At 44.6% G+C, this 2,791-nt stretch carries 1 protein-coding gene and 1 pseudogene; one reads left to right on the top strand and one right to left on the bottom strand.

Annotated elements, in window-relative coordinates; translation table 11 throughout:
• Window positions 1–124 precede the first annotated feature (124 nt).
• Window positions 125–1,252 (bottom strand): annotated as a pseudogene (locus EWV66_RS05305) (pentapeptide repeat-containing protein); the annotation flags it as partial.
• Between the two features lie 705 nt (window positions 1,253–1,957).
• Between EWV66_RS05305 and EWV66_RS05300 the strand changes: the two are divergent.
• Window positions 1,958–2,395: a DUF29 domain-containing protein gene (locus EWV66_RS05300; RefSeq protein WP_052276754.1), complete on the top strand. Its 438-nt coding sequence runs from the start codon at window positions 1,958–1,960 to the stop codon at window positions 2,393–2,395.
• Window positions 2,396–2,791: the final 396 nt, after the last annotated feature.

Here is a 2,791-nt window from a genome sequence, read left to right as displayed (position 1 = left end):
TTCTGAATTGTAAGTTATAACTATTATAATCTCATTTCTCTTTGTGATCAAGTTGAAGATTTTCTAGTTTTTGACTGCTATAAGTATTAATACTCATTGCATAAGTGAGATGCTCCCGGTGAGGGGTGAGGTTTGCCCCCGCAAGGTTGGCGTATTGCAAGCTGGCTTCACTGATATTCGCTAGGCGCAAGTTGGCAGCTTGCAGGTTTGCCCCCTCCAGGTATGCCCCCCGTAAATTGGCTTGGGCAAAGTCTTTTCCGCTTCCGGTGCGGGAATCAATCAGAAATTCCCTAACCCGGGGATTGGCTAATAAGGTATTGCCGGGGCGGGCTAATTCCAATTTAATTGCTTGTTTAAAAATTGTTTTATTCAAGATTGCCTGATTAAAATTGGTACTTTTTAAGGTGGCTCCTGTAAAATCCGCCTCGGTTAAATTGGCTTGAAAAAAGGATGTGCCACCAATAGCAGCAAAGGCTATCACAATTTTACGCAACCAAGGATCGCGGTGTTCTTGTTTAAGGGTCAACCAACCGAGCCAACAGAAAAGTAATGTCAAGGCTCCGGCTCCGGCTCCGGCTACGGCTCCGGCTACGGCTCTGGCTACGGCTACGGCTACGGCTACGGCTCCGGCTACGGCTCTGGCTACGGCTACGGCTACGGCTACGGCTCCGGCTCCGGCTCCGGCTACGGCTCCGGCTCCGGCTCCGGCTCCGGCTACGGCTAGGGCTACGGCTACGGCTCCGGCTCCGGCTCCGGCTACGGCTAGGGCTACGGCTAGGGCTCCGGCTACGGCTAGGGCTAGGGCTACGGCTACGGCTAGGGCTACGGCGAAGACTACGGCTAGGGCTACGGCTAGGGCTCCGGCCAAAATATTTTTACGCCAAGTGACAGCGCAAAAACAGATGAGAAGAATTAAGATTGACCAACCAGCAACTTGATTTTCTGTACTGGATGAATCAAAAATTAAGCCCACCAGATAAGCGGCTGCGGAGGAAAAAAAACTCGAAACCACAATTAACACCAAAGCCAACCCCAGCAAAATCACCAGCCACCGCTTCGGTAATCCCGCCTTCGCCCCAGCAAACTTCACCCCCGTCAAATTCGCCCGACTAAAATTTGCCCCGCGTATATCACAACCACTGAAATCCGCCCCCGCTAAGTCCGCGCCGCGAAAGTTACCACCCCGCAAGGATTCCCCCCGGAAATCCCGCCGCCCGTTTTTGTACTGCTCAATAACTGCCGCTGCCTTCATCGCCTACGAAATTGCCATACTATGCCCTCAATCTTACTACAAGTCAGAAAGCGGGTTTCTTGAGAGAATCCGATTGATACTCCCACCCCAGCGCTTCGGGATTCTTGGTTCAACGAGTCCACGTTCAAAAACCTGGCATTTTTATGGGCAATCGCGTTAGGTTCCACACCTCGCGTTCTAGAATATATCTGGATTTCCCCCATAGATATCTACTACAATAGCCGAAAACCCCTATCTATCAATGGATACACCCATTAACCTTTCTTAATCTACTCATGTTTCTTGTAATATTTCTTAATAGACGGGGATGGAGTATATTTGCTAGAATTTACTGACCCTAATTCTCCTGTGCCAGAAAAGTAGATTTATTCAGCCAACCCTAGATAAGTAGCTGGTTATAATTAAATTATGGATTGTGGGTTCGATCCCCCCTGCCCCCCTTGATAAGGGGGGTTTCTGAGAACTTTTAACACCTACCTACTTAGAAAGCCATTTAAGTAATTTTCTATGGAGAGTTAAATTATAAACCTGTTGCATAATTAATTTTTCAGGGTTCAAAAACGGCAAAAATAAGGATTAAATTGCATAAAATATGTAAATAGACCATTTAATGAATTATTATTCATTCTTAATTCTCCTGACTCCTGACTACTGGCTACTGACTCCTAACCCCAACAACAATTTTTGATTTTTACAAGAGGTCTTATGTCGTCAACTGCCTACGAAACTGATTATAATCAATGGCTAAAAGAGACGGTAAAACAGTTACGAGAGCGCAATTTTGAGCAGGTAGATTGGGATAATTTAATTGAAGAAATCGAGAGTATGGGGAAAAGTGATAGACGAGCTTTAATGAGTCTGTTAACCCGTCTTATCGAACATCTTTTAAAGCTGGCTTATTGGCAAGAAGAAAAAAAACGGTCAGGTAATCATTGGGCGGCAGAAATAGTCAATTTTCGCGCCCAAATTCAGCATCGTTTAGAAGATAGTCCCAGCTTACGGCCAGAATTAGCGGCTATGTATGATAAAGTTTATCCAGTGGCGATTAAATCAGTTTCTCAGCTTTTTTACCTCAATTCAGACGCTCATATATCCCTAGAACAAATATTAGATGATAATTGGTTTCCCTCGGCTGAAAAATAGTTCTTCATTAGGAGTAAGTAGTCGTGCAAAATTAATTTCCTAGTGAAGATAGGCAAGAGGCAAGGGGCAAGAGGCAAGAGGTGGTTAGATATGTGTAATTAATTTTGCTTAGGTACTTAATACTAAATCCGTTGAGTATAGGCTAGTTATGAAAGACAAAGATATAAATTTGCTTGCGGACTTTGCCGACCATAGCCAGTTGAAGTATAGGTAATGATTCGGTAGTAGTGGCGTAGCTCTCTTGCTTACCTGGTATGAATTGTGTAAAATATTTATGAATAAAAATAATTGGAACCCGCTCAGTCTTTAAACCTCTAGCTTGCTCATGACTTTTCTGATAAATATCTTTTTCTGGCTCCTGTCTGGCTTACTCAAATATCAGTCTAGCACCGAACA

This window comes from Microcystis sp. M_OC_Ca_00000000_C217Col (assembly GCF_007095585.1).
In the GTDB taxonomy this organism is placed as follows: domain Bacteria; phylum Cyanobacteriota; class Cyanobacteriia; order Cyanobacteriales; family Microcystaceae; genus Microcystis; species Microcystis panniformis.
The sequence above is the reverse complement of the archived record's forward strand: the minus strand, read 5'-3'. Positions and strand labels throughout refer to the sequence as shown.